This is a genomic window from Acinetobacter sp. WCHAc060033 (assembly GCF_004209125.1).
GTDB lineage: Bacteria > Pseudomonadota > Gammaproteobacteria > Pseudomonadales > Moraxellaceae > Acinetobacter > Acinetobacter wuhouensis.
On record NZ_SGSW01000046.1, the window covers coordinates 1 to 26566 of the forward strand.

Here is a 26566-nt window from a genome sequence, read left to right on the forward strand (position 1 = left end):
GGTGCGGCTTTATAATTCGCAATAAAATTTAGTCTGCCTAAAGCATTTGTGTTTCCCGCAATCGCTATTTTATTGGTTGCTTGCTTGTTCCCCGCATTAAATTATTATGCTCTTGAAGCATCTGAAAAGTCATTTAACCAAACAACCAATTTTTTAAGTCAGCCAGTACATAAGTTTTCAGCAAATAAAATAACTGTACTTTGGGGCATGTGGTACATGAAAGCCCTATATTTAGCCATAGCAGGTTTAATTGGCTTTGGCATAGCTAAAGCTTTATATCCTGAAGTGATTTAAAAAAATTGGATATTTTTATTTAGAAATTACATTGTATGTTTACAACATAAATTGAGATATATAAAGATGACCCATTGAAATGGGATTAAAAAAAATACTTTATTTTTAATATTATAATTAGACCTCTTGCGAAAGTATCTTTAATGACTATTTTAGATGTTGATATTTATTTAAAAATCAACGCTTATCACTGATTAAATTTTGACTAACGCAAGAGGTCTAATGATATGAAAAGAATTTAAAAAATTTAGATCAAATGAAAACCGACATAATTTAGATATATTCAAATTATGTCATTATTGTTTCATCGTACTCATTCGCTATGAAATAAAATAAGCCAAATGAAATATTTTTACCAAGGCAAAAAGATCAACTTCGGCATCTGGACAGGTAAGACTTGATCAAAATATAAAGTACCCAAAAATGTTTATCCTATTTAAATGTGTTAAATCAAAAAACAATGACCATCCAACAACTTAAAATATTATATCTGCCTATAACTTTATTTGACAAAAGGTGGCAAAGTGCTTGCTACTTTAAAATTAGTGGCATTCCACCTGTATCGAAAGATCATAATTTCTTAAATGTTGTTGAATAGGCCTAAAAAGAGTTAACTTTAAGTTAAGCATTTACTTTATAACGCTTAACAAAAAGTGCTGCGCATTATGTGGCTTTTCATTTTCTATGCATGAGTTACGCTTCCAACTACCATCACTTTGTAATAGCCATGCTTGTTGATTATCCATTAAATAATTTTCTAACCCTTGCTGATAAATTCTTTTTTTGAGTCTAGTATTTTCAATAGGAAAGCACACTTCAACACGTTTAAATAAATTACGCTCCATCCAGTCAGCACTAGAACAATACACACGTGTATCACCATTATTGTAAAAATAATAGACACGAGTATGCTCAAGAAAACGCCCTACAATTGAGCGAACACGAATATTTTCTGATAAGCCAATTAGGCCTGGACGTAAACAACAAATAGAACGAATGATTAATTCTATTTGCACACCAGCTTGAGAAGCTTCGTATAATTTATTAATCAATTGAACTTCGGTTAGTGCATTGACCTTAATGATAATTTTTGCCGGTTTCCCTGCTTTCGCAAGCACAATCTCGTTTTCAATAAAATTCATCAACTGACTATGCAAAGTAAATGGTGCATGTAGAAGTTTCTTTAACTTCACCATTTTGCCCATACCGGTTAATTCTTGAAAAATACGATGTACATCTTCACACAAATCTTGATTGGTCGTTAATAAACCGTAATCAGTGTAAATTTTGGCATTGCCAGCATGATAATTTCCTGTACCTAAATGTGCGTAGCGCACCAGTTTTTGATTTTCTCGGCGTACCACCAAAATCATTTTGGCATGAGTTTTATAGCCGACAATGCCATATACCACCACGGCACCCGCTTCCTGTAAAACATTGGCAACAGCGATATTGGACTCTTCATCAAACCGTGCCCGTAATTCAATCACTGCGGTGACTTCTTTACCATTTCTTGCCGCCTCAGCCAAAATTTGCACAATTTCTGAATTTGCACCGCTACGGTACAAGGTCTGTTTAATGGCCAAAACATGCGGATCTTGCGCGGCTTCACGTAATAATCGAATTACAGGGGAAAATGATTCAAAAGGATGATGCAATAAAATATCTTGTTTCTGCATCGCACTGAAAATATTTGCAGATTTTTTCAGTATTTTTGGAATCACAGGAGTATGTGGCTCATAGCGTAAATATGGGCGTTTAAAATCCGAGACCAATCGAGCCAAATTAACAGGCCCGTCGACACGATACAATTGATGCGTATCCAAATCGAATTCTTTGAGTAAGTATTCATAAATATGTGTTGGACAATTTTTATTGACCTCCAAACGTACTGCCCGACCAAAACGGCGTGAACTGAGTTCGTCTTTTAAGGCTTCCGCTAAGTCTTCAACATCTTCAGTTAACGTTAAATCTGCATTTCGGGTTACTCTAAATTGATAGCAACCCGTTGCCGTCATTCCCGGAAATAAATCAGACACATGAGTATGAATAATTGAAGAGAGCATCACATGATGCTCTTTGCCTTCGGTCAACTCATCTGGCAAACGCACCACACGTGGCAATGAACGTGGTGCAGGAACCACTGCCAAATCGATCTGACGGCCAAAGGCATCCTTACCTTCCAAAGTCACAATGAAATTAAGTGATTTGTTGACCAAGCGTGGAAAGGGATGCGCAGGATCTAAACTTATTGGTGTTAAGGCTGGTGCAACCTGTTCCTGAAAATATTTTTTGACCCAATTAGATTGTGCTTGAGTTAACTCTCCACGTCTTAAAAAGCTGATGCCTTCTTCTCTTAACTGCGGAAAAATTTGCTCATTTAAAATTTGATATTGGCGTTCAATCGCAGCATGTGCTGTCTCCGAAATTTGATGTAAAATTTCTTGTGGGGATAAACCATCAGCCGTTTGTATGTCTCGCTCTTGAACAAAATGTTCCAACATAGTTGCAACACGAATTTCAAAAAACTCATCTAAATTTCTAGAAAAAATTAATAAAAAATTCAATTTTTCTAAGAGTGGATTTAAAGGATCGACCGCTTGTTCTAAGACACGTAAATTAAAATCTAAAATTGACAACTCGCGATTAATATATCGCTCAACTTGACCATATACCGGGGGGGAGGCTTGTGTAACTACGGAATTCATATACTACCCATATTTCTTAAAAGCAATGCCATTTTTAGTTGGCTAAAAATAAATAGAATTACAAAACAAAAACTTAAATATCATTCTAAAATATTGAAAATAAATCCTAAATTTACTGAATAACCATCCAAAGTACCGCCATTAAAATCGCCATATGCAGCATTTGTGCGGGGGCAAAATATAGAAAATATTTCCCGCCACCAGTTAAAAATGCATTGATGCTTTTAGAAAATGCATGTGCAGCCAAACCAATCATCATAGCGTAGACCAACGTCATCTGCTGTGGTGTTCCTTGCATCACCACCGTTGCCATGGCGGCATGCACTTCAAATAAAGAAGCGAAGAATGCCCCAATAATCAAACCGCTATCACCCAACACTACATTCAAGCCATATACCGCTGCTTGAATCACTGTCAGTGTTACCACAATGATCAAGGCTTCCTTAATGCTGAACATCCGACTGTCCATATGCGTAATATCATTTTGTGGTGTAGCCTGTTGACCCATCGTCGCTTTGGATGAATGAATTAACATCAAGGCAATGATCAAAAGCACTGCAATGCCAATACTGCAAGGCAACAATAAAACCTTAAACCAAGCAAAATTAATCCCTGCGACAATAATCAGCAGCTGTAACAGGGTCGCAATACAGGAAATTAAGCCTGCACCAGCATTAGATTTGGCTTCTGCTTTGCCTGAACGGACTTCCATGCCCAAACTGGCAATAGTTGCGGTGCTAGAAACAAAACCGGATGCCAAAGATGACAACATCAAGGCTTTATTGTTTGGCAAGAGACGTTTAGCAATATGTGCCAAGGACTGTACGCCTAAAATCATGATCAGCAGTTTTAGAATCACATATGGATTGAGTACTGTGCCCCACATTGCCTGATCCGGCATCAGTGGCAAGGCAATTAAAATCAGTGCCAGTAAAAACAAACCGTCACGCAGTTCAAAATGCTGAATCCAATTGCCAGCAAAATAATGCAATGACTGCTTGCCCATTAAAATCAGACACAACACTACCGCTAACCCTGCAGCAAGCGGCACATTAAACACACATAATGCACCAATCAAATAGGTCATCAAAAATGCCAGTTCAGTGGTCGCACCAATATCCTGTTTTTGTTTAATCAGGCTATAAACACAAAAAGTCGTGACTGAAAATGCACCTAAGATACCTACTGCAAGATGTAGTAAAAAACATACTGCCCCAAGCAAGGCGCAAATGGTAAATGAACGCAGTCCGGCAAAACTGGGTTCACTTTCTTTACGATTATGCCTTTCCCGTTCTAAACCGATTAATAAACCGCAGCCTAATGCAGATACCATGACTCTCAATAATTCTTGAAAGGACAAATCTAGTAATACAGTATTCAATTTCTTAGCCTCAACACAGCTGGATAAAAAATGCGATGAACCACATTCATCAAGACTCCTCTAAAAGACGCTCATACATCACGTTAGAGAAACGATAGCTATGTGCAATTAAGCGATCCATCCAACGCTGTGCAGCTAATAATTCCACCCCTTTGGATGCGCTTAATTGATTTACTTCGGTATATTCCATGACTTTTTTACGCGTTTCGGCACGATGGCTACTGGTCCATTTTTTTAACTGATTTAAATCGGCTCTAAGATTTTCAATGACTGACCGATCTGCTAACTGTTCTATATGTGAAAAGTAACTTTCTAAAATATTGCAATAATCTAGTGCTAACTGAAAAATTGCCGGCTGTGTTCGTAGCAATATGGCATTATCTAAACGCTCTAAATCATTATGTAAGACACGTACATAGACCATTACTCGCAGTAATGATAAGAATTTTTGTTTGAGTGCAGGATGCTCAGGAATCGCTATTTTTTCTAAATACTGCTCAATATGCTGAATAATCTCATTCAGCGTATTCAACTGTTGATGTCTAGGTAATGTACCGGTCTGAAAAACCATTTGTAGAATTTTAAAAATCTCAAATATGCTGAAATATACCGCCTTTTCCGCGGCCTGTACTGCAATGGCAGGTACTTGCAAACTTGCATCATCCAGACTGTCTAAAATGGCAGGATTATTACTTGGCAACCATTGGATAATTTTCTGTTCTAAAAATTTCAGACTTGGCATAAACATACATGCCCCCAACACACTGAATGCTGTATGAAACATCGCGAGCATAATCACTTGATCAATGCTGCTGAAAAATGCACTGTGTTTAATCAACCAAAGAAAAAACGGTGCTAACAGGAAAAATGCAGCAATCGCACTCACGAGATTAAAAATCACGTTCACAGCAACTGTTCGTTTGGCATTGATCGAAGCGCCAATCACCGAAATCACGGTAATGCTGACTGCACCAATATTTTGCCCAATCACCATATATAGCGCCTGCGGCAAGTCAATCGCACCACTGACTAAGGCAGCCATAGTCGCTGTAATAGATGCACTAGAGGACTGCAGCAGCATTGCCATAATGATGCCGATCAGCACCAAAACCAATTGTGACCACAAGCTGTCATAACCAAAAAAGGATAAATCTGAGTGTACAGCAAACCCCGCCATGGCTTTTTGCAAAACATCGATGCCAAAGAAAATCAGACCAAAGCCTGCAATCACAAGGCCCAATAAGGCCATTTGGCCTTTAGCGATGAGTTTAAGCAGAGCGCCTAAAGCAATCATCGGTAATGCCAACATGGAAATGGAAAATTTCATGCCCAAAAATGCCACAATCCAACCAGTACTGGTTGTGCCGATATTGGCACCAATCACCACACTCATGGCTTGCGTGAAACTGAGTACCCCTGCTCCGACAAAACCAATGGCGGCGACAATTGTTGCTGTAGATGAATGCACCAGCAATGTCATACCCAAACCTGACAGCATGGCTTTAAACGGCGTTGCCGTAAACCTTGTCAGTAACTCCTTCAAGGTCTGACCTGCAATTTCTTTAAGGCTATCAGTCAGTAACGTCATACCAATTAAAAATAGACCGACACCGCCACATAGTTCAGAGAGAATTTGAAGCACTACATTCCCCTATAAATTTCAAAAAAATTATGCTATTCAATGACATTTATTTAAATCTTGCGCCATTGAATTATTATCAAAGAATAAAAAAAAAGCAGGCAGACTATTCGGGGAGTCATCTGCCTGCAAAAGGGAAACCCTTTACGCCATGGTATGAATCGTGTCTTTAAAGCGCTTCCAAGACACATAAAAAAACACTGACGCAATACCTAACAACCATACAAATGATGGCCACACCACATCGAATCCTGCATTACGGTATAAAATGGCCTGAGCCAAAGAGACGAAGTGTGTAGTTGGGGCAATCATCATGACATGCTGCACTATTTCCGGCATGCTTTCACGTGGAGTTGACCCACCTGACAACAATTGCATTGGAATTAGTACCAACATCATTAGCAAGCCAAACTGCGGCATAGATTTCGACACGGTGGCCATATAAATTCCCATCGAAGTGGTGGCAAACAAGGTCAGAAAAGCACCAAAGAAAAACAGCGCTAAACTGCCCTCAATCGGCACATGCAATGCCCCTTGAACCACGACTTTTAAACCGACAAATGCCGCAATCAAGACCACTAAACTCATCGACCAGACTTTGGACATCATGATTTCAAACACCGTCACGGGCATCACCATCAGATGTTCAATGGTGCCATGTTCACGCTCACGAATCAGTGCTGCCCCCGTGAGGATAATCGAAAGCATCGCCACGTTATTAATGATTTGCATCACACTGTTAAACCATATATTTTCCAGTGTCGGGTTAAAACGGGAACGTATTGCCAAATCTATCGGTAGCTGGCTAATTTCACGATTGCGAAGTACATATTCATTTACTTCAGATTGAATGATCTGCTGAATATAACCTGCGCCAGACATGGCTTGGGTCATTCGGGTTGCATCCACATTAACCTGAATTTCTGCTGCATCACCCGACAGTACATCCGACTGGAAATTACTCGGAATATTGACCGCAAAGGTAAATTCACCTGCGTCCATGCCTGCATCCATCGTGCCAAGCGTGGTGGTTTTACTGATAAAATTAGGCGGATAAAAGGCTGAAGAAATCCGTTCCGACAAGGTAGAGTGATCCTCATCCACAATCGCAATCGGTGCCATATTCAAGGTATCTTTGACCGCTGTTGATGCGGTATATACTGAGATGGTAAAGGTGTAAATAATCAGCACCAACATGGCAGGATCACGCCACAGGCTCCAAAGTTCTTTACATCCGAGCTGATAGATATTCTGTACTTTTTTGAACATCTTATTGCTCCTGTTTTTTCAGCAAGGCAATGGCTGCAAACATGATGACTGGAATCAACAGTGCCATAATCCATATAGCGTGTGTTAGGTCTGAAAAACCTAAACCTTTATTGAAAATTCCACGGCTAATATTGACCATGTGTGTTGCAGGATAAATTTCACCAAACCAACGCCCAAAACCATCTAAGGAGGTAACAGGGTTAATAATCCCTGCAAATTGCATGACAGGTACCAACGTCCCAATCATCACCAAAAACATTGACGCAATCTGACTTTTGGTCACTGTGGATGCCAATAAACCCATCCCTGTGGCAAAAATCACAAACAGAAATGCAGCAACTGTGAGGGTAAAAAAACTGCCTTTGACAGGTACATCAAATAAAGTCACGATGATCAAACACATCATAAAGTAGTTCAACATCGCCAACACGATATACGGAATCTGTTTGCCGATTAAAAATTCGCTGCGTGTCACAGGCGTGACGTATAAATTGACAATTGAACCGAGTTCTTTCTCTCGTACCACCGATAAAGCCGTCAACATGGCAGGAATCAGTAACAACAATAAAGGCATCACTGCGGGGGTCATCGCAGGTAAACTTTTAATATCAGGGTTATAGCGATAGCGCGTTTCGACATTCACTGTACTTGATGTTGCATCACCGCTTTGTTCCAACGTCTTTTGCATGAGCCAGTAAGTGTGAATCCCCTGTACATAACCTTGTACGGTTTCTGCACGTTGTGGCATTGCACCATCAATCCACACCCCGACTTGCACCTGTTCGCCACGCGCCACATCTCGAGCAAAATTAGGCGGAATTTCTATCGCTAAGGAAATTTCACCGCTACGCATTCGCCGATCGATATCGTCATAACTTTGCAACGGTGGTTTTTCAATAAAATAGCGTGACCCCGCAATACTCATGCTGTAATTCTGACTCAAACTGCTTTGATCATGATCCAGTACCGCAAATTTTAAATCTTCTACATCCATGGTGATGCCATAACCCATCACCAACAGCAAAATCAGTGACCCCATTAATGCCATGGTCGCTCGAATGGGATCTCGTGCCAGTTCCAAAGTTTCACGCCATGCAAAACTGAATAAACGCAGCAAACTAAATTTTTTCGGTGTTGTGTCAATTTCTTTATTGTCGGAAACTTCGCTAATATTTGCTTCAGCATCTGTTGGCTGATCTTTCGTGCCTGCACCTGCATCAATCAAGTAACCAATAAAGGCTTCTTCAAGCGTTTCAGCCTGACGATTTTCAATTAATTGTGCAGGAGATGCACTATCGAGTACCCGCCCAGCGTGCATCATCGACATACGGTCGCAACGCAAAGCTTCATTCATAAAATGCGTAGAAATGAAGATGGTCACGCCATCATTGCGTGATAAATTGATTAAATATCGCCAAAAATTATCACGAGCAATCGGATCAACCCCCGAAGTTGGTTCATCCAAAATTAAAATTTCAGGATTATGCACCAATGCCACTGCAAGCGATAAACGCTGACGCACGCCCAAAGGCAAATCATCGGGCAGTTTTTCTTTGACTTCTTCCAGGTCAAAACGCTCCAGCATGAGCTGTACACGTGGCTCAATCTGTTCTTTTGGTACATGAAATAATTTGGCATGTAAGACCAAATTCTGCACAATGGTCAGCTCGCTGTATAGGGAAAATGCCTGCGACATATAGCCGACACGGCGACGAGTTTCAATATTGTTGCCCTCTACAGGCTCACCAAACAGCCACGCCTGACCTTCTGAGGCTTCTAAAAGTCCCGTCAGCACTTTCATGGTGGTGGATTTACCACAACCATTCGAGCCTAAGAAACCAAATATTTCACCACGCTTAATTTTAAAATTAACATGATCTACCGCAGTAAAATCACCAAATTTCACTGTTAAATCTTGCGCTTCAAGAGCATAGCTTTCTGAACCGTAGTCAGGTAAAGGCGGAATCACCACAGGCTCATAGCCGAGCTTTTTTTCTTCTGGCAATAGTTGAATAAAAGCATCTTCTAAACTGTTACATTGCGTTTCAGTCAATAATTCTTGTGGTGTGCCAGTTTTTAAAATCTGCCCATCATCCATCATCGCCAGCCAGTCAAAGCCTTGTGCTTCATCCATATAAGCAGTAGCAACAATAACACTCATCTGTGGACGAACTTTGCGAATGCGGTTAATCAGTTCCCAAAATTGCGCCCGTGCCAAAGGGTCAACCCCTGTGGTCGGCTCATCTAAAATCAGAAAATCGGGATCATGAATCAAAGAACAGCACAGACTTAATTTCTGCTTCATCCCACCCGATAATTTACCCGCAGGACGGTCGAGAAAATTGTACAAGCCTGTGCTTTTGGTCAGATCATCAATCCGTTTGCGTCGCTCGGCAGCATCATGCCCAAACAGACGTGCCACAAACTGTAAATTCTCTTCAACCGATAAAGTTTTATATAGGTTTTTCCCTAAACCCTGCGGCATATAGGCAATATGTGGGCAAACACGGGTACGGTGTTGTTTATCGGCAATATCACCGCCCAACACCTTTAAGCGACCTTGCTGTACAATTTTCGCCCCTGACAGCAAAGCCAATAGACTGGATTTCCCCACCCCATCTGGACCGATTAAACCGATCATGCAGCCTGCTGGTAAGGATAGCGACACTTGATTCAGTGCAACCGTTTTTCCATATTTCAGACTAACATTTTCAATTTCTGCAACAACCGATCCTTTTTCAGATTGTTGTGTCATCATTTAACTGTGTTCTCTAAAAATGTCGGCCAAGCTGCCTGATCATCAATTTTGATATATGCCACACCTGGCAAACCTGTTTTGACTTGTTCGATATATTTGTTCAATAAAGTTGGATCAATTTTCGCTTTAACACGGAACATCAGTTTTTGACGTTCGCTTTCCGTTTCCACCGATTTTGGTGTGAACTGTGCAGTATCGGCAACAAAAGACACTGTAGCTGGAATCACCACATTTTTCGCAGCATCCAATACAATACGTACTTCTGTTCCAATAGCAATTTTACCTGCAACGGTTTCAGGCAAAAAGAACGTCATATACACATCAGATAAATCAATCAGATTGAGCACACGCCCGCCCGCTGCCACCAACTCACCCGGCTGCGCGACACGGAACTGAACACGTGCTTTTAATGGTGCACGTAACTGTGCATCATCCATATCAAATTTAATCCGTTCCACCGAGGCTTTGATGGCATCGACTTGAGAATGTGCGGCTGACACTTGGCTTTTAGACGCAACAATTGCCCCTTGGGCACTTTGTACCTGTGCTTTGGCTGCGCTTAATACCGCAATGGCTTGCTGTGCTGCGGCACGTTCATCATCCAGTTGTTGCTTGGACGATGCGCCTTCTTTGGCTAAAACTTCGGTACGCGCTAAACGATTTTTAGCCGCCATCAGTTCTGTTTCACGCTGTTGTACCATGGCTTCAGCGGCGGCTTTTTCGCTGATCCGCATCGCCACTTGTGCTTCCGCTGTCGCAATCGCATCCTGGGCTTGACGCTGTTGTGCTTCCAATTCACGTAACTGGGCTTCTAAAGTCGAAATTTTAACCCGCGCCAAGATTTGACCAGGCTCGACAAAGTCACCTTCTTTAACCAAAATTTCTTCTAACTGGCCAGATAGCTTACTAGATACGTTAATTTCAGTGGCTTCAATACGTCCATTGCCACTGACTAAGGCATCAGTGTCTGGCTTATTCATATTTTTCCAGATCAGATAAGCGACCAACCCTAAAACAACGATGAACCCAGCAATGGTTATTTTCTTAAAATTCATGTTTAATTACCCAATATTTTAAATTTTTTTTGCAAATGCGGTGTCACCACCCAAGGCAAAATAAAGACTGACATAGGACTGCATTAAGCTACTTTGCGTTTCAATCAATTGCTGTTCTGCACTAAGTAAATTGCGCTGTGCATCCAAAACGTCTAAATATCCCACAGCACCGTTGTCATAACGCAGTTGTGCCAGCCGTGCAGTTTCCTGGAAAGCACTGAGTCCTTGTTTCTGAATCCGTAATTGTTGATCTAAATATTTCTGTTGAACCAGTGCATCAGAGACTTCACGGAATGCGTTCTGTACCGTCTTTTCATACTCTGCCACTGCAATCTCTTTACGCACTTCTGCTAAGGTCAAATTATTTTTTAGACGACCCGCAGTAAAAATAGGCACACTGATACTAGGAGCAAACGACCAAACACTGCTGCCAGATTTAAATAAATCGTCTAAATCTGCACTGGCTGTTCCAAAACTGCCCGTCAGTGCGATACGTGGAAAAAATGCTGCGCGTGCCGCATAGATATTGGCATGCTTAGATTTAAGCATTGCTTCCGCAGCATGAATATCAGGACGGTTCAACAATAAGTCTGAAGGCAAACCCGTTTGTAGCATACTTGTTTTAAAAGTCACTTGATCTAAATCTGTTTTAGGCAAAGAAATCGGCTGTCCCACCAATTGCACTAAATAGTTTGCAGTCAGTGCACGGGATTTCTGTAATTCAGCCACTAAAGCTTGACCATTACTGAGCATTGTTTTTGCTTGCATGTATTCCACTTTAGAGCCTGCACCCACCTCAAAACGGCGCTTAAAAATTCGTACTGATTTTTCATAATTCTGTACAGAGCGCTGAGCAAAATGGATGCGTTTATCCAGTTCAGATAACGTTAAATAACTTTGAACAGTTTGCTGCATAATACTATTGCGTGCTGCACGCACATTGCTTTCAACTGCAAGAAATTGCTGCAAAGCCGCTTCATTCAAGCTGCGGATACGACCCCACAAATCCAGCTCCCATTGGTTCATGCCAAGACCCACAGAATACTGACTGGATGTCACTTCTCTACCGACATAAGATAAGTCGGCAGGCACATGACTGCGTTCCATGCTCGCAGTACCACCTATATTCGGAAAAAGTTCAGCACGTTGAATGTTATAAGCCGCTTGTGCTTCATGCATACGTAATGAAGCAATCTTTAAATCCTGATTCGCCACTAGTGCCAGATCGACAATATTAATAAGTTGTTGATCTTTGACATAATCAATCCAAGAAAGTGCTTGGTAAGAGTGCTGAGTTTGAATCGGATAATTATGAGATAAAGAAATTTTAGGCTTCTGATAAGGATCTATTTGTTGACAACCAGTAATACTGAATATAATTAAAAAACTACTATATTTTAATTGGGTAAATTGCATAATATTATTCACCCCAAAAATTAACAGAATGATAAAAATGAGAATTTGAAAACATATTTTTTAAATGAATATAAACTAACTGCTTCAATCTAATTTCAATATTAAAATTAGGATCTACCATCCAGTTATGAACTAAACCCATCAATGATGTTTTAATAAAATCATGTACCATTTCAATATCTACATTTCTTGATAATTCCTCTAGAGCTAATGCTTCTTTAAGCCATTTAATAGTTTTTTCCTCACGCATATTATGAGATCTTACCAGACATTCATTTAAAATTTTATTTTGCTCTAAACCATAAAATCTCAACCAAAAATATGCTCTATATTTTTCACGATACAAATAAAAATCATCTGAAATACTTAAAATTAATGAATTAATAGCATCTAAACCATATTTATTATTAGTTGCAATTTTAGATTTCTCATTTAACCAGTTTTCCAAATAATTTAAAACTCGAACAAGTAATTGATCCTTAGAACCATAGCGCCGAGAAACTAAACCGCGACTGTATCCAGCATTCACACCTACTGCCTCTAATGTAACTGCATTAACGCCACCTTCCGATAGAAGCTTAATAGTCTGATTCACCATCTTTAAATCAGATTCAATTGCTCTAACCTGTGTCTTTTTCTTAAAAAAAGCATTATTCAAGTTTTCTTTATGTTCTAAAACAGTTGAAATCTCAAGACTCACAACAGCCCCCCCTCCAAAGACATATAAAAATATTGCTGTCAACAACTTTTTCTGAAAAGAATATAAACTTAAAATAATAAAAGGTCAAAATTTATATTTTAATATTATAAATATAAATAAATAACAATAACTTACATTAAAAATACTAATAAAAATAATAATAAAAAAAATACCGATCTTTTTAGTCGGCTTTGTTTTAATGGCACAAAAAAAAGTTGTTGCAAAACAACTTTAATAATAAAACAATAACATTGACTGTAACTGAATTTATAATTATTTTATTAAAAATTTTTTAAACGAGACTTAAAATGAATTATCAAGACCTCTCCATTAAATTAATTCAAGAACAATATAAACTCAAGAATTCTAAATCAAAAAGTATATTAGTAATAATTGGCGGAATTGAACTAACGCGAAAAAATCAATCAATCAAAAAGCTAAGTGAATTAATGGATCCTAGATATTTAAAAATTAAGGCTGAAACCCCAAATAGAGTCAAAGAAAATAAATTAATTTGGCAACCATACATAAATGACATTCCAAAAAATGGACAAATCATGTTTTTTTATGGGAATTGGTATACTGATTTACTAGCGTCAACTATATTAAATGATGAAAAAATACAAAATAATGTATTCAACGAACACTTAAAGCGTATATATGAATTTGAAAGTTACTTAAAAAATAATAATGTAGATATTATTAAAGTTTGGTTTGATGTTTCATGGAGCAAAGTAAAAATTCGCACAAAAAATATTGATATTATTAATAAAATCCAAAGAGTTCCACGTTTTACATGGGATGATTTTCCACAAAAAAAATGGAAAACTAAAACCTTATACAATCAAATTCAAACTTTAAGAAATAGATTCACCCACGATTGGGTAATCATTAATAGTGAAAACAATATAGAAAGAAATACACAGTTTTCTCAATTAATACTTAAACATCTAAAACTACCACCTGTACAAATTAAGAATAAATTTAAATATCAGGCGGCACCTATTCCTTCAATTTTAACTCAAATAAAAAAAAGTGAAATTAGCCACATAGAGTATAAAAAAACCATTAAACAACTAGAAAGGAAAGTCGCAGATGTTCTACGTTATTCATCACATAACGTTGTATTAGTTTTTGAAGGTATGGATGCCGCAGGTAAAGGCAGTTCAATTAAGCGCATCATTAAATTTCTAGGGCTACACGAATATAATATTCATAGTATTTCAGCACCAGAAAATTTTGAACGATTACGTCCTTATTTGTGGCGTTTTTGGAATAAGCATTCAACTAATGGGGCACTTAATATTTTTGATCGCAGCTGGTATGGACGTGTACTTGTAGAACGTGTAGAAGATTTAATTAACCCAATAGAATGGCAAAATGCTTATGAAGAAATAAATCAGTACGAAAAACAACTGTCTGATACAAATACAATTGTTATAAAATTTTGGCTAGCAATTTCAAAAGATGAACAATTACGTCGTTTTTACAAGCGAAAAAATACACCTCAAAAAAGCTTCAAATTAACAGAAGATGATTGGCGTAATAGAGAAAAGTGGGATGCCTACTTACAAGCAGCATCAGATATGTTCAAATATACGAGCACAGATATTTCTCCTTGGCACATCATTGCCAATGATAGTAAATATGCTGCACGAATTGAAATTTTGCAAACTATCCTTCATAGCGTACAAAATAAAAATTTAGGTCACTTAGAAAACTTATAAGATTAGATCTCTTGCGAAAGTCATTATTGCAAGTTTATCCGGTTTACCAATGCAGCGATTAAATTAATGCGTAAACCGAATCTTTTCCGTCTATTTCGATAGCGTTCACTTAATATTCTAAATCTTTTCAATTGACTATTGATATGTTCGATCACAACTCGTATTTTTCCAATCATTCTATTGTACTTTTTCTCAGCCTTAAATAAGGGGGAATTCTTCTTTTTCTTTATGGGCATCAATAATTTAAAACCATCCTGCTCTAATCCGTAGTACCCTAAATCGGTCATAACATATTCACAATGTTTGAATTTCTTAACCGTTTTTCTTGCCAATTTAATATCATGCTGACTGCCATTCGATATATCTAGCCCTATGATTTGTTTGCTGTTCGGATGATAGATCACTTGTGCTTTTAGCGTATGTTTCTTCTTTTTACCACTGTAGAACTTACTCTGATTTTTTTTTCGGACGTTCTATTGAACATTCTGTCGCATCAATAATGACCCAGTTAAAGTGTTCGTCTGCTGTGGTAATGCTTCGTTTTGGCAGAGTAAAACGTCTTGATTTCATCAATGCATCTTCAACCTTTTTAATGGTTCGATTCACATTACTTTCAGCGATATGGTAATTTGCCGCTAATTCCAGTTGAGTGCTGTAGTTCCGTAAGTAATTGAGAGTTAATAACAACTGATCCTCTATATCTAAAGTATGAGGACGACCTGATTTCTTTTTGAGTGATTCTGCTTTTTCTAAAACCTCGACCATTTCAGTAAAAACTTGTCGAGGTACGCCAACCAAGCGTTTGAATTCAGAATCTGAAAAACGATTTAATTTCTGATATCTCATGAAATTTATATTGAGGTGGTTTTTACTTTCGCAAGAGGTTTATTATATGTAGTTCAACTAATGGTGTGATAGGTTTTAGTTATAAACTTATTCATTCAGGAATTATATTGCTGAATGAATAAGTCTAATTGATTTATTTATGCAACCCAACTATTCATTTGATTCATTTGATTCATTTGATTCATTTGATTCATTTGATTCATTTGATTCATTTGATTCATTTGATTCATTTGATTCATTTGATTCATTTGATTCATTTGATTCATTATTTTTAACTTGTTTTTGTTTAGAATTTTCAACTTTAGAAGCTTTTAAATTCTTTTCAAGAAATAACAAGCCGCCATCTGCATAACTAAAACTTGCGATACTAAAGAATGCACTAATTAACAGTAATTTAGTACAAAATTTATTTTTGAATAGCATGTTTATTTACTCTCATTTAATACTTGTTAGATATTCTAACTTTAAAGAATTAACACCCAGAGGACTCATAAATTACATTCTTGTAATTTTAAAATGTCTCAGGATGGTGTTTAAAGTGCGTGTGATAAATAGAAGTGTAATACAGGAAAATGGTAAGGTTTATCAGCCTAGTCATCTGTCCATTATGTAGAAAGAGCAGCACTTTAATGTTTATGCTGTTCCAATGTATTACATTCCTTACTTTCTATTTGTAACGTAATTTCAGTAATACTATGATTATGTTTTAGAACGTCTAAGGCCTTTTGATAGAGCTGATCTGGATCGCTATTAGGAGCAACCAAATGAGCAGTTAAATGAATGTTTTTTGAAGATATAGCCCAGACTTTCAACTGATGAATCCCTTCAACACCCTCTAGCATCAATAAATCATTTCTTAACGACTCAATATCAATCTCATCAGGAACTCCTTCAAGCAGAATATTAATACTTTGTTTTAATAAAATCCAAGTTCGAGGTAAGACCCAGAAGCCAATTAACACAGCGATTAAGGTATCTACCCACATCCACTGGGTAAAATAAATAACTATTCCTCCGATAATCACGCCTATCGATCCTAGAGCATCACTAAGAACTTCTAAATATGCACCTTTTATATTTAGACTTCCTTCAGCACTAGCAGAAAGGATTTTCATTGAAATCAAATTTACGACCAAACCAATGACCGCGACAATCATCATTTCAACACTTTGAATTTCAGCAGGGTTCGTAAAACGTTGATAAGCTTCATATACAATATATATTGCTACCACAAAAAGCATCACCGCATTAAACAGAGCCGCTAAAATTTCAAATCGCTGATAGCCAAAAGTTCTTTTATCATCTGCGGCTTTTTTACCAATTTTGATAGCGGCAAGAGCAATAGCTAAAGCGGCTACATCAGTAAACATATGAGCTGCATCAGATAACAAAGCCAAACTTTGGGTAATAAAAGCAGCGACAACTTCTACTATTAAAAAAGTAGTCGTTAAACCTAAGGCAACCATTAACTTCTTACTATTTTCTTCAGTAACAACCGCATGGCTATGATCATGATGTTCTGACATAAAATATTTTCCTTATTCTATTTATGATGAGCAGAGATATTGGATAACAGCCAATATCTCTGCTGTAAATCGACTAATCTATTGGATTAAGAAACTTTCTTTTCATTCATCCAGCGGTACAGTACGGGCAATAAAACCAATGTAAGCAGGGTAGAGGAGATAATTCCTCCAATAACCACTGTTGCTAAAGGTCTCTGTACTTCTGCCCCAGTTCCGGTTGCCAAAGCCATCGGGACAAACCCAAGGGACGCCACACAAGCGGTCATCAGCACAGGTCTAAGACGCAAAATTGCACCCTGCCACGTTGCATAATAAAGGTCATATTGTTGTCGCAACTCTTTGATAAAGGTGAGCATGACTAAGCCATTCAGTACAGCCACCCCCGATAGTGCAATGAAGCCAACCCCTGCTGACATGGATAATGGAATGTCACGCAACCACAACGCGATTAAGCCTCCACATAAGGCAAACGGTACACCACTAAAGACCAGTAAGCTTTCTTTGATATTATGGAATACAGCCATCAATAAAATAAAGATCGTCAACAATGCGAGCGGAACCACCAATTGCATACGCGCTTTTGCAGACATCAGATTTTGAAATTGACCGCCATAATCTATCCAATAACCGCTTGGTAATTCCTGTTTGGATAACGTGCTCTGAAGCTCTGTTACGAATGAGCCTAAATCACGTCCTTCTACATTTGCAGTAATAACCACTCGACGTTTACCATTTTCACGGCTGACCTGATTAATACCCAGGATATTTTCAACGCGTGCCACATCTTGCAGTTGGACTAAACCACCATTCGGCAATTGAATAGGAAGTACCGCTAACTGTTCAGGACTACGCTGGGATTCATCTAGACGGATGACAAAATCAAAACGCTTGTCTCCCTGTAAAATTGTTCCAACATTCTGGCCACCGACACTTGTAGCTACCAGATCCTGAATTGCTCTTACCGACAAGCCATATTGTGCAGCTCTGGACTTATCCACCTCTACATTCAACAAGGGTAAGCCACTGGTCTGTTCTACATTAACGGCTGTCGCGCCTGAAATTGAGTTAATTTTTTGAGAAATTTTATTCGCTTCGCGATTTAGAATCTCCATGTCATCACCAAATAATTTGACACCCACATCACTTCGCACCCCTGAAATTAACTCGTTAAAGCGCAGTTCAATGGGTTGCGAGAACTCACTGTTATTTCCCGGCAATGTCGCTAAGAAAGTAATCATTCTTTGGCGAAGCTCATCAATCGTTTGTTTTGGATCAGGCCATTCATCATGAGGTTTTAACAGTACCACGCCATCTGAAATGTTGGGTGGCATAACATCTGTGGCCACTTCTGCTGTACCGGTACGAGCAAAGATCGCTTTAATTTCAGGAAATTCTTTCAACAGTAACTTTTCAGTATTTTCCTGCATTCTCAGTGACTGTTCTAACCCTGTACTTGGGGAACGCATTTGCTGAACAGCAAAATCACCTTCACCCAGTTGAGGTGCAAACTCGCTACCTGTTTGAGTGGCTAGCACGCCCGTAAGCACTAAAATACAGGCAGCCACAATAGTCACAAATAAACGAAGCTCATAGGCTTTATCTAAAAGCAGTTCATATTTGGTTTTAAGCCAATGCATCCAGCGACTTTCGGTTTCCTTGACTTCTCCAGTGACAAATAGGGCAACTGCGGCTGGCACAAAAGTGACAGATAAAATCATGGCCCCAATTAAAGCCAGTACAACAGTCATTGCCATAGGATGGAAAAGTTTGGCTTCTACACCCGTCAGGGTAAAGATAGGTAGATAAACCACCAAAATAATTAACTGTCCAAAAATCAGAGGACGACGCGCCTGTTTTGCAGCCAAGAAGACTTCTTTAAATCTTTCAGAACGGCTAAGTAAACCACCTTTCAGCTTCTGAGCTTCTGCTAGCCGACGGATACAGTTTTCTACAATAACCACTGCACCATCAATAATAATACCGAAGTCCAGTGCCCCTAAACTCATCAGATTTGCACTAATCTTCTGCTCTGCCATTCCCGTCAAGGTAAACAGCATTGACAGTGGAATAACGCAAGCCGTGATCAGCGCAGCACGGAAATTACCTAGAAAGAGAAATAAAATAACAATGACGAGGATTGCACCCTCAATCAAATTTTTCTGAACGGTTTTGATCGCCCGATCAACCAAATGCGTACGGTCATACACAGTCTCAATCACCACACCTTTAGGTAGCGATTGCTGGATCGATTGCACCTTTTCATCAATGGCTTGAGCAACGGTACGGCTATTTTCTCCCATCATCATCATGGCAATACCCAATACAGTTTCTTCACCATTATAGGTTGCAGCCCCTGTTCTTAAGTCATGACCAATTGAGACATTGGCGACATCTGCCACCCGAATCGGATAGCCGTTTTTATTGGCAATACTGATGTTCTGGATATCTTCAATCGTGTTTAAAGTGCCGGGAACACGAACCGTTAGCTGTTGTCCATTTTTCTCAATATAGCCAGCACCACGGTTTTCATTATTCTCTGTTAAGGCAGTTTGTAAATCAGACAAAGGAATTTGCAATTGTTGCAATCGGTTCAGATCAGGGGCAACCACATAGGTTTTATTAAAGCCACCGATACTGTTGATCTCAGCAACGCCTTTTACGCGCTGTAATTGCGGTCTTACAATCCAATCCTGAATTTCACGTAAATCCATCGCCGAATAAGGGGTTCCATCCGGCTTTTTAGCATTTGGTTCGGCTTTAATCACCCATTGATAGATTTCACCTAAACCTGTCGAAATAGGCGACATGTTAGGTTGCACATCTTCAGGCATTTCTCCCATTGCTTCTTGCAAGCGCTGGTTGATAAGCTGTCTGGCCCAGTAAATATCCGTGCCATCTTCAAAAATGATGGTCACTTGCGATAAGCCGTAGCGTGAAATCGAACGGGTTTGTTCCATTTTCGGCATGCCTGACATGGCATTCTCAATGGGATAGGTAATCCGCTGTTCCATTTCTAAAGCCGTAAAACCATTGGCTGAAGTGTTAATCTGCACCTGAGTATTGGTAATATCTGGTACAGCATCAATCGGTAACTTTTGATAACTATAAATACCAATAGCAATCCAAGCCGCAATAAACAGCATGACCCAGATTGCGTTATGGATAGAAAACTGGATCAGTCGATCAAACAGTCCTTCAGGTTTTACCGATTCGTGGTCTGGAATTTGAGGAGTTTCAGTGCTCATGTGAAGCCTCTCCTTTTTCCAGCTCGGATTTCAGTAAAAAACTGCCTTGAGCGGCATATTTTTGTCCCTGACTAAGCCCACTCACCACTTCAATCCATTGGCTCTCCCCAGATGATTGCCCTAATTTCACAGGTTGCGGACTGAATTCAACTTTTTGTCCATGCTGAGTGGCGACAAAAACCACATCTTTTCCATCGACATTCTGAACTGCGGACTTAAGTACCCGTAATGCGGTACTTTCACTCCGTTGTTGCAACTGTACGTTCACCATCAAGTTTGGACGTAATTCGGTTGCATTCGATTCAACTTTTGCTCGCACCTGAAGACGACCTGTTTGAATATCCGCTTCAGTATTTAAAGTCTGAATAACAGCTTGATAAACCTTTTCTGTTTGCAAGGATTTAAATTCGATCTTTTGATTCGGGGCTAAGCCCATAATTTCAGAATTTGGAACAATAAACTCAAGCCAGAGTTGATCTAACCGGTCTATCGTAAAGAGTTGATCGGCTAACTGAACATTTTCCCCGAGAACCAAATCCTTTTTACTGATCACGCCAGAAATGGGAGCTTTCAAAATATAGCGTCCGTTACTGGCATTCACTGCACCAAATGCACTTAAACGTGATTGGGCCGCTTGAACCTGAATTTGTGCCCGTTTATAGCTGTTATAAGCACGTTGATAGTCCTGTTTTGCTGAAATGCCCTGTGACCAAAGCTGACGCTCACGATCATAGTCTTGTTTCGCCAGTTCAAGGTTGGTTTGTTCAATTTTAAGATTGGCCTGCTGATCAACTAGATCAGGAACAAGCAACGCAGCCAAAGGCTGTCCTTTCTGAACTTTTTGACCGAGTTCTACATAGACATTTTCTACATGACCACTAAAACTCGGTGAGACGTGCGCTTGCTGGTCAGTATTCACATTCAGTTTGGCAGGATAAGAACTTAATTTAACCACCGGGCCTTGATCGACCGCTGATAATTGTATGCCCTGTTCCACCAGTTGCTTGGCAGTCAGGCTCACACCTTCTGCATGCTCTTCGGTTTCACCGCCATGTTCTTCTCCGCTTTCTTCCTCTGCATGTTCATCTGATGTTTCCGATTTATTCTTACCAGTTAAGATCAAAAAAATACTGAGGAGTACGGTAGCGCCGATAACCAAACTAATCAGTAGAGGTTGAGAGATTTTTCCGCTCTGTTTTTTTAAGCTGTTTTTAAGATCGAACATGTTAATTTCCCCCACCAATGACAGGCATGGCCTGTATGTCTTGCCATAAGTTTTGATTGATTTGTGCAATAGCATCTTTCGACATGACTTCACTTGGGCTAATGCCTAAGCTCAAACTTTCTGCTTCAATGGCCTTTTGCCAGCCATCCCGTAACAACTGGACTTTACGCAGACGGATGTCTTGTAATTGAAGCGTGGCTTGCTGAACATCGGTTAAAGCAAACTTGCCTGCCAAGAAACCTTGTAGCGTCTTACTTTGAACTTGAGTCGCCAAAGGAATTTGAGTCTCGTCAACGACTTTGAATTGCAGCTCTAAACCCTGCAACTCGGTTAAAATTGTGCCTATTTGCAGCGCATTTTGCTTCAGATAAAACTCTTTCTGACGCTCTAATAAGTTCATTTTTTCTTGCGCGATTTTTATGCCATTTTGCTGACGATCGAAAATATTAAGCGGTACACTGACTCCGACTACTAATTGATTTTGTGTGGAGTTTTCCAAGGATTGGGTGCGGTTGACACCTAGGTTTAAAGTGGGGTTAGGACGTGCCTTTGCCCTTAGTTGATCAACCGTTGCTTGAGACTCTAATACCAGTAAAGCTCGATATTTCTCAACGTAGTTTTCCGCTAAATATTCTTGAACCTGTTCATGAGTCGATTTTGGCCAGAGCTTTTGTGAAGAGAGGTTTACCTGCAATGACTTATCAGACGTACCCCATAAATTTGATAATTGTTGGGTGGCCACTTGTACCTGTAAGTCTGCCTGTCTAAAAAGACGGATATTTTCAGCATGGCTTAAACGTGCGCGATTTACATCTACTTGGGCAATACTGCCTGCATTAAAGCGCTTTTCGATTGCTTGAAGGTTTTCTTGGCTCACCCGAAGTTGTTCATTGACAATGTTTTTTTCAAGTTCAGCAATGGCCAGTTGTGACCATACATATTTCACTGCAAGCTCAATTTGTGCTTGATAAATCTTCTGTTTCAGCGCTGTTTTATCTGTAGAGAGACTGGCTAATTTTTGGTTTGCTCTTCGCTCACCAAAAATATCCAAGGGTTGTGATATGCCAATGGTAAGCTCTTTTTCATTATTTGAACCAAATCCCGTTTGTTCAACTGACAGTTCAGGATTTTTAAACAGCTTACTTTGCTGAAGATTCGTGGCATTAATGCTGTTTTGCGTTTCCCAGAAATTTTGGGACGCTTGATATTGGTTAACCTGCTCAATAGCTTGCTGCAGCGTTAAATCTTGAGTACTGGCGACTACGGAAGTACTGAAGCTGATCATTGCAGATAGCAAGATACCGCTACCTAAGGCTGACCAGGATAAATTCAGGATGGAGGTATCCTGATGTAATTTGTTTTTTGACATGAAAATGCCCCACGCATAATGAAATTAGGAGTGGTGGGCTTTTATAAGACTACCCCACCAATAGTAGGGGCAAATCGGGAGGCGGGGTTAATTGATCCAGATAAGGGGGTTTATAAAAAGTTATTCCCAAATAAGTTGGGGTAATGCCGGTCTCAAAATTAGCTTTAAGCTTCAGATCATCGGGTGGGTCAATCTGAATCACGATTGTATTTGAGAAATGACTGCACTTTTCGTTAAAACAAACCTTCTGACAATAGTCATAGATTTCTTTATAGTTTTCTAGGGAATAAAGTGCTTGACGAGGACTATCACTCTTTTCGTCTAAATCGATTGGATTAGAGAGTATTGAATTGGGTATGTTTGGCATTTCATGCAGACACGCAGCCTCTGCCACACTCCAAATATTCTGGAATGTGAATAAGAGTACCAATATCTGGATTAGAAATGTTTTTCTCTTCATACACAAATCTGTATTTAAAACACCAATAAGAAGCTGTCCAGATCTATCAAAGATCTGATCACAGAATTTGAGTAACCTTAAACTTTTTGCAGCCTTAAGTAAAGATATACAGAATTTTTGAAAAAAGCATAGGTCTAGATAATCAAGCTAGATTTTTTAGAACTCCACATTGGTCAATTGTACATAAGCCATCACAAGTACCTCTTAAATCAGATAATTGTTCAATAAGCTTTTGTTGCTTGATTATATTTTCCCTGATAGCACTGACATGTAAGTCAATTAATTCATTCACATCTGAACAATTTTTCTTGGGATTATCTTTATAGGTGAGTAATTGACGAATTTCATTCAAACTCATATTTAAAGTTCGGCAATTCAAAATAAACTTAATTCGCTCAACATAGCCTACATCGTAAAGGCGGTAATTTCCTTCCGTTCTTTCCGGTTCCGGAATTAAACCTTCCTTTTCATAAAACCTAATTGTTAATACTGAACATGAGGTTTTTTTAGAGAGTTCACCAATTTTTAAATGCATTGAGTTAGTATTTCCAAAAAATCTTGACTCTATAGTAACTATAGGGATTCTAATATTCAAAGTTTATAAATTTTTTTAATGGGTATAACTATGAGTGGCTGTGGATGTAGTAAAGAAACACCATGCGAAGATAAGAAATCTCAACAAGAAAATCATCCATCAATTGCAGAAGCAAGCAATTCAAAGAATTGTGATAATACGCCTAGCTGTTGTGGTGAAGAGAAAGAAGAAAAATCTTCATCTCCTTGCTGTAACACTTCAAACAGTTGTGAAGATACCGCTCAATCCTGTTGTGGTTCTGATCCCAAAGAAAATTTAAGCACTGAAAACGTTTTAAAAGATTCGCACTACATGAGTGAATACTTAGTTCCCAAAATGGATTGTTCTGCGGAAGAACAGATGGTTCGTATGGCACTATCTTCAATTGATGGTGTTCAAAAACTCATCTTTGATTTACCTAACCGTTCTTTAAAGGTTCTACATAATCAAAAAGATGAAAATATAACCACCAAACTTGAAGGACTGGGTTTTGGGGCAAAGCTTGTGAAGACTGAAACTTATATAAGCAATCAACAGGCCAAGCAAACAAGTACCTACACCATTCCTAAAATGGATTGCTCTGCTGAAGAGCAAATGGTCCGTATGACTCTTGCAGATCTTGAAGCAGTTAAAGGTCTTACTTTTGATCTTCCCAATCGAAAACTGAAAGTCTTCCATAATGAAGGGATTCAGCAAATTACGGCCAAACTTGAAGGACTGGGTTTTGGGGCGAAACTTGATGAAACACAGCTTTCTTCAGGTGATCTACCCAATGAACCTGATCCTGTGAGACAAGCTAAAGTACTTAAACTGTTATTAGGCATTAATGCTCTACTGTTCTTTATAGAATTCATCAGCGGTATTATTGCTGCGTCTACAGGATTGATTGCTGATTCTCTAGATATGTTTGCCGATGCAGCCGTTTATGGTATTGCGCTATATGCCGTCGGAAAAGCTGCGAAATATCAAGTGAAAGCAGCCCATTTCGCAGGTTGGATTCAGTTATTACTTGCTGTCATCGTGATTATTGATGTCATTAGACGATTCATGTTTGGAAGCGAGCCAGAATCAACGCTCATGATTGTTATTGGCCTGCTCGCACTTATAGCTAACGTGACATGCTTATATCTTATTTCTGGTCATCGAGAAGATGGCGCACATATGAAAGCCAGTTGGATTTTCTCGGCGAATGACGTTGTCGTAAATATGGGCGTTATATTTGCCGGTGTACTCGTGGCGTGGACGGGATCAGCTTACCCAGACTTAATCATTGGCATCCTGGTTTCTTTATTCGTGCTTAATGGTGCTCGAAAGATTTTGGCTTTGAAGTAAGAGTCTCGAAAATGAATCTATTTCAAGTTAAACAAAATCAGATCGTCAAAATTAGAGATCTCAAAAAAGGTAATCAATACAGTCATACCACTGATCCCGTATTGGAACGGCTCCAACTATTAGGTTTTAGAGAGGGTGAAACTCTACAAGTACTCGCTAAAGGTGTTTTTGGCGGAGATCCTGTTTTAGTTCAAATTGAAACTTCAAGATTCGCATTAAGAAAGAATGAAGCTGAAAGAATTTTTGTAGAGTTAGTATCCAATGAAGATTAAGAACATTGCATTAGTCGGTAATCCAAATTGTGGAAAAACCTCTTTATTTAATACGCTTACTGGTACGCGACAAAAAGTTGCCAACTATGCTGGAGTTACCGTAGAAAGAAAAGAAGGTTCTTTTAAATTACCTTCTGGTGATGCAGTACGAGTATTGGACTTACCCGGAACTTACAGTTTAAAACCTAGTAGTTTAGATGAAGAAGTCACCAGGGCAGTTTGTTTGGGCGAGCTAAAAGGTGAAGTTCTACCCGATATTTTTATATGCGTTGTAGATGCCACAAATTTAAGCTTACATTTGAGCTTGGTTCTCGAAGTTCGTGCTCTAAATCGCCCTATGATTCTTGTATTAAATGTGATGGATGAGGTCAAAAAGCGTGGTATTTCCATTGATAAGGATAAACTGTCTCAACTGTTAGGTATCCCTGTAGTTGAAGCTGTCGCAGTTAAAACAAAAGGAATTCAAGATTTAATTAATCAATTAGATCAAAAAAATCTTTTTATTACTCCTTATCATTCTGAATTAAGTCATTTTGAACAGGTCAAACAAATCACCAAACAAGTTATTTTAAATAATGACAGTGGTGATAAAAGAACCGCATTTCTAGATAAAATTTTTCTACATCCTGTATTGGGTTTAGTAATCTTAACTTTAACCATGTTTGTGATGTTCCAGGCGGTATTTATATGGGCAACGCCTTTTATTGAATTCATTGAAAATTTTGTCGCATGGCTCAGTGATTTTATTGGACCACTAATCCAACATCCTC

At 38.9% G+C, this 26566-nt stretch carries 20 protein-coding genes and 1 pseudogene; 5 read left to right on the forward strand and 16 right to left on the reverse strand.

Translation table 11 applies throughout. From position 1 onward, the window contains the following. Window positions 1–48 precede the first annotated feature (48 nt). A complete protein-coding gene (locus tag EXE10_RS16755) occupies window positions 49–294 on the forward strand; it encodes a hypothetical protein (protein ID WP_005407459.1) in 246 nt (81 codons plus the stop codon). Window positions 295–923: 629 nt separating this feature from the next. On the opposite strand, the gene ppk1 is transcribed toward EXE10_RS16755, so the two are convergent. From ppk1 to EXE10_RS16795, 8 genes are all read right to left on the reverse strand, one after another. Then, complete coding sequence (gene ppk1 / locus EXE10_RS16760; RefSeq protein WP_004907085.1) at window positions 924–3002, reverse strand: polyphosphate kinase 1; 2079 nt, start codon at window positions 3000–3002, stop codon at window positions 924–926. Window positions 3003–3114: 112 nt separating this feature from the next. Continuing rightward, a complete protein-coding gene (locus EXE10_RS16765; protein WP_004907087.1) occupies window positions 3115–4383 on the reverse strand; it encodes an MgtC/SapB family protein in 1269 nt (422 codons plus the stop codon). A gap of 49 nt (window positions 4384–4432) precedes the next feature. Next, window positions 4433–6025 carry a Na/Pi cotransporter family protein gene (locus EXE10_RS16770; protein WP_004985732.1) on the reverse strand — a complete coding sequence of 531 codons (1593 nt, stop codon included), beginning with the start codon at window positions 6023–6025 and terminating at the stop codon, window positions 4433–4435. Window positions 6026–6166: 141 nt separating this feature from the next. Further along, window positions 6167–7291 carry an ABC transporter permease gene (locus EXE10_RS16775; RefSeq protein ID WP_130114133.1) on the reverse strand — a complete coding sequence of 375 codons (1125 nt, stop codon included), beginning with the start codon at window positions 7289–7291 and terminating at the stop codon, window positions 6167–6169. Window position 7292: 1 nt separating this feature from the next. Next, window positions 7293–10049: a ribosome-associated ATPase/putative transporter RbbA gene (gene rbbA / locus EXE10_RS16780; RefSeq protein ID WP_130114134.1), complete on the reverse strand. Its 2757-nt coding sequence runs from the start codon at window positions 10047–10049 to the stop codon at window positions 7293–7295. Further along, entirely contained in the window at window positions 10046–11104 is a 1059-nt protein-coding gene (locus EXE10_RS16785) for an HlyD family secretion protein (RefSeq protein WP_004907097.1), read from the reverse strand. The genes rbbA and EXE10_RS16785 overlap by 4 nt, the downstream gene beginning before the upstream one ends. Window positions 11105–11122: 18 nt before the next feature. Beyond that, a complete protein-coding gene (locus EXE10_RS16790; RefSeq protein WP_004907105.1) occupies window positions 11123–12520 on the reverse strand; it encodes an efflux transporter outer membrane subunit in 1398 nt (465 codons plus the stop codon). A gap of 4 nt (window positions 12521–12524) precedes the next feature. Beyond that, window positions 12525–13220 carry a TetR/AcrR family transcriptional regulator gene (locus EXE10_RS16795; protein ID WP_121594234.1) on the reverse strand — a complete coding sequence of 232 codons (696 nt, stop codon included), beginning with the start codon at window positions 13218–13220 and terminating at the stop codon, window positions 12525–12527. A gap of 308 nt (window positions 13221–13528) precedes the next feature. Here EXE10_RS16795 and EXE10_RS16800 point away from each other — a divergent pair, with 308 nt between their 5' ends. Further along, complete coding sequence (locus EXE10_RS16800; RefSeq protein ID WP_125503267.1) at window positions 13529–14947, forward strand: phosphate--AMP phosphotransferase; 1419 nt, start codon at window positions 13529–13531, stop codon at window positions 14945–14947. A gap of 23 nt (window positions 14948–14970) precedes the next feature. On the opposite strand, the gene EXE10_RS16805 is transcribed toward EXE10_RS16800, so the two are convergent. From EXE10_RS16805 to cadR, 8 genes and pseudogenes are all read right to left on the reverse strand, one after another. Continuing rightward, a protein-coding gene (locus EXE10_RS16805; protein ID WP_100243228.1) for an IS5 family transposase occupies window positions 14971–15793 on the reverse strand; the annotation gives its coding sequence in 2 pieces (ribosomal slippage) (window positions 14971–15411 and window positions 15413–15793; 822 coding nt in all). A 243-nt stretch (window positions 15794–16036) separates the two neighbouring features. Then, a pseudogene (locus tag EXE10_RS16810) lies at window positions 16037–16216 on the reverse strand (hypothetical protein); the annotation flags it as partial. A gap of 203 nt (window positions 16217–16419) precedes the next feature. Then, on the reverse strand, window positions 16420–17319 hold the full coding sequence (locus EXE10_RS16815; protein WP_100243227.1) for a cation diffusion facilitator family transporter: 900 nt from the start codon (window positions 17317–17319) through the stop codon (window positions 16420–16422). A gap of 86 nt (window positions 17320–17405) precedes the next feature. Beyond that, on the reverse strand, window positions 17406–20564 hold the full coding sequence (locus EXE10_RS16820; protein ID WP_004733184.1) for an efflux RND transporter permease subunit: 3159 nt from the start codon (window positions 20562–20564) through the stop codon (window positions 17406–17408). Then, window positions 20554–21789: an efflux RND transporter periplasmic adaptor subunit gene (locus tag EXE10_RS16825; RefSeq protein WP_004281853.1), complete on the reverse strand. Its 1236-nt coding sequence runs from the start codon at window positions 21787–21789 to the stop codon at window positions 20554–20556. Before EXE10_RS16825 ends, EXE10_RS16820 begins: the two co-directional genes overlap by 11 nt. 1 nt (window position 21790) lies before the next feature. Then, the gene (locus tag EXE10_RS16830) at window positions 21791–23158 is read right to left on the reverse strand and encodes a TolC family protein (RefSeq protein WP_004281854.1); all 1368 of its coding nucleotides are present in this window, start codon (window positions 23156–23158) and stop codon (window positions 21791–21793) included. Window positions 23159–23207: 49 nt separating this feature from the next. After that, window positions 23208–23618, reverse strand: coding sequence for a hypothetical protein (locus tag EXE10_RS16835; protein ID WP_004733191.1), 411 nt, complete (start codon window positions 23616–23618; stop codon window positions 23208–23210). 142 nt (window positions 23619–23760) lie between these two features. Further along, on the reverse strand, window positions 23761–24153 hold the full coding sequence (gene cadR / locus EXE10_RS16840) for a Cd(II)/Pb(II)-responsive transcriptional regulator (RefSeq protein ID WP_004992253.1): 393 nt from the start codon (window positions 24151–24153) through the stop codon (window positions 23761–23763). Between the two features lie 90 nt (window positions 24154–24243). On the opposite strand from cadR, the gene EXE10_RS16845 reads away from it, so the two are divergent. The 3 genes from EXE10_RS16845 to EXE10_RS16855 form a co-directional block, all read left to right on the forward strand. Continuing rightward, on the forward strand, window positions 24244–25524 hold the full coding sequence (locus EXE10_RS16845; RefSeq protein ID WP_100243226.1) for a cation diffusion facilitator family transporter: 1281 nt from the start codon (window positions 24244–24246) through the stop codon (window positions 25522–25524). 11 nt (window positions 25525–25535) lie between these two features. Further along, window positions 25536–25796, forward strand: coding sequence for a FeoA family protein (locus EXE10_RS16850; protein ID WP_004665962.1), 261 nt, complete (start codon window positions 25536–25538; stop codon window positions 25794–25796). Further along, a partial coding sequence (locus tag EXE10_RS16855) for a FeoB small GTPase domain-containing protein (protein WP_130114136.1) occupies window positions 25786–26566 on the forward strand: 781 nt, incomplete at its 3' end. The genes EXE10_RS16850 and EXE10_RS16855, both read left to right, overlap by 11 nt.